This is a genomic window from Streptomyces nanshensis, assembly GCF_001751255.1.
Lineage (GTDB): Bacteria > Actinomycetota > Actinomycetes > Streptomycetales > Streptomycetaceae > Streptomyces > Streptomyces nanshensis_A.
Genome location: NZ_LJGW01000178.1, coordinates 308 through 2,759 on the forward strand (window position 1 = coordinate 308; position 2,452 = coordinate 2,759).

3 protein-coding genes are annotated in these 2,452 nt (G+C 74.7%); all 3 read right to left on the bottom strand.

Going from position 1 to position 2,452, the window contains the following annotated elements; genetic code table 11:
- Window positions 1–757, bottom strand: a 757-nt coding sequence (locus AN218_RS39045; protein WP_420855961.1) for a hydrogenase maturation protease, incomplete at its 3' end; no start/stop codon positions are given.
- Window positions 754–1,800 carry a hypothetical protein gene (locus AN218_RS10925; RefSeq protein ID WP_070016589.1) on the bottom strand — a complete coding sequence of 349 codons (1,047 nt, stop codon included), beginning with the start codon at window positions 1,798–1,800 and terminating at the stop codon, window positions 754–756. The genes AN218_RS10925 and AN218_RS39045, both read right to left, overlap by 4 nt.
- The coding region (locus AN218_RS10930; protein ID WP_070016590.1) for a DUF6084 family protein at window positions 1,788–2,452 on the bottom strand (665 nt) is incomplete at its 5' end. The genes AN218_RS10925 and AN218_RS10930, both read right to left, overlap by 13 nt.

Sequence of the window (2,452 nt, forward strand, 5' to 3'; positions counted from 1 at the left end):
CCGCCTCCCGCACCGGCTCGCTCAGCCCGACCACCACGTCGGGCTCGTCCCCGCGCATCCGCACCTGCGGCTCACAGCCGAGGACGAGGATGCGCGGCAGCGCCGCGGCCCCGCCGCCGAGCTGCCGCGCCAGCGCGAGCACCTGCACCGGATCCATGCCGTGCGCCTGCGGCAGCGCCCGCCCGGCTCCCTCGGCCCCGTCCGCTTCCTCTGCGCCGTCCCCGGCGGGCCCGTGCGGCGGCCCCGGATCGATGAGGCGTACGGTGCCGGGCTCGCCGCCGCGCGGCGCCGCGTCCACCAGGACGGCGACGTCGTAGCCGTCCAGCAGCCGGTAGGCCAGATCCATGCCGCGGATGCCGAAGTCCGCGACGTGCACGCCGTCGGGGAAGCTCCGCCCCCGCAGCGTGGCGACGACCTCCGTCCCGAACGCGTCGTCCGCCATGAAGATGTTGCCGATCCCCGCGATCAGGATCCGCGGCCCCGCCGGACCCTGCGCGAGGGGCTCCACCTCCTCCGGGGTGAAGAAGAACCGGTGGCCCAGGCCCGTACGGAAGTCCCGGCCGTCGTCCCCGTCGAGCGTGACGACGACATGGACGCGGCCCTCCAGGTCCTCCTCGACGGCGTCGATCTCCGCCGTACGTCCCGTCAGCGCCAGGTCCATGACGTCCGCCGAGCCGCGCGGCCGCAGCCGCACCCGGCTTCCGCGCCCCAGCCGCTCGCCGCCGACCTGTACGGTGCGGCCCCGCTCCGCGCTCATCGCCCCTCCAGCACCGGACGGAACGCCCGGATCGTGCCGTGCAGCGCGGCGAGGTCCTCCGGCTCCAGGGACGCGCAGCGGTCCAGGATCTCCCGCGCCCGCGGATCGCTGGCCCGTGCCTCCTGCTGCTCCTGGGGCGTGAGGCTGAGGACGCTGAGGATCAGAAGCTGGTCGATCTCGCCGCCGTCGAACAGGTCGCCGGGGCTCTCCGGCGCCACCGCCGGATAGTCGTACAGCGTGATGGGCGAGGAGAGCACCTCGGGCGCGTAGTGCGGACTGGTACGGGCCGCCGTCTGCGGGTCTTCCGAGACCAGCACGGGCCACACCCCGACGTTGCCGCAGGCGGCGGCCTCCTCCGCCAGCTCCGCGGGCGGATCGGTCAGCGAGACGAAGTCGCCGGTGTCGGTGTGCAGCACGGTGTGCGTGGAGACGAAGGCGTACGGCGCCAGCGCGTCCCGGGTGCCCCGCGCACCGGCGGCCGGCCGCGGGCACGGCGAGGTGTTCTCGATCTCCACCGTCACCCGCAGCACCGCGTCCGTGACGGGCACGGCGGACAGCCGCACCCTCCCCGTCAGCCGCTGCCATGTCCGTACGAGCGTGCCCGCGACGCCGCCCGTCTCCGCGCGCAGCGCCTCACGGTCGCTGCCGGCCGCGATGTCGACGGTGCTGGTACGCGGCCCGCGCCGGGGCGACCACGGCGGGCACACCCAGCGCCGTTCGGTCGCCTCCTGCCACGTCAGATGGCTGCGGCCGTCGACCTGCAACTCGTCCACCGGCACCGGACCGGTCGCGTCGTTGCGGTAGACCTGCCGGTCGACGACCTGGAGGAAGCGCACATGGACCGTCAGCTTCGCCGTGGGCCCGGCCCGCAGCAGCACCTCCGTCCGCATCCGCGAGGGCTCGCCGATCGCGCCGGCGCACCGCTGCGGATAGACGCCGCCGAAGGTCCAGCGCTGCGCGTTCTTCAGCGCGCCCCGGCGGTAGGGCCACAGCAGATACCCCTCGTACAGGCAGGCGCGGGCGATCTTCTCTACGGCGTCCACGTGCTGCCTCCCGCCGTCGTGGTGCTCGTGCGGGAGAGCAGGTCGGCGACCGTCTCGTCCCATCCGGTCAGCGCGTGCCGGTCGCGGTGCGCGGTCAGCTCCCCGTACGTGCCGGGGGAGAGCGGCAGCCAGCTCGTGCCGCCGTCGTAGCGGCCGGTCACCTCCTGCCAGAGCCCGGCCGGCAGCCGGAAGGCGGCGTCCTTCGACCACGAGATCTGCGCGGTGCGCAGCCGCCCGTCCGGTCCGTCGTGGAAGACGGTGCCGGAGAAGAGGAAGTCCAGCGGGACCTCGCCCTCGCGCACACCGTGGAAGTACGACGTGACGGCCAGCTCCATGTCGCGGCTGCACGGCACCTGCAGATCGAGCTCCGTGCGCTCGTCGAAGGCCGGCACGACCGTGGTCACGCGCGCCCAGGTCAGCGGCCGCATGCTCGTCGCCCACTGCTCGGGCTGCCCGAAGAGGCGGGCCAGCACCAGCGGGTCGGCGCCGTCGTAGCCGCGGCGGGCGACGTCGATCCGTACGTCCGTGGTCAGCGAGACCGAGCGGACGGCGCCGCCGCCGGTGCGGCTCAGCGCCAGCCGGAAGGCCAGCGCCGGCACGGCCGAGTCCGCGGCGGCGCGTGCGCCGGTCACGGAGAAGTCCAGATCGGGTA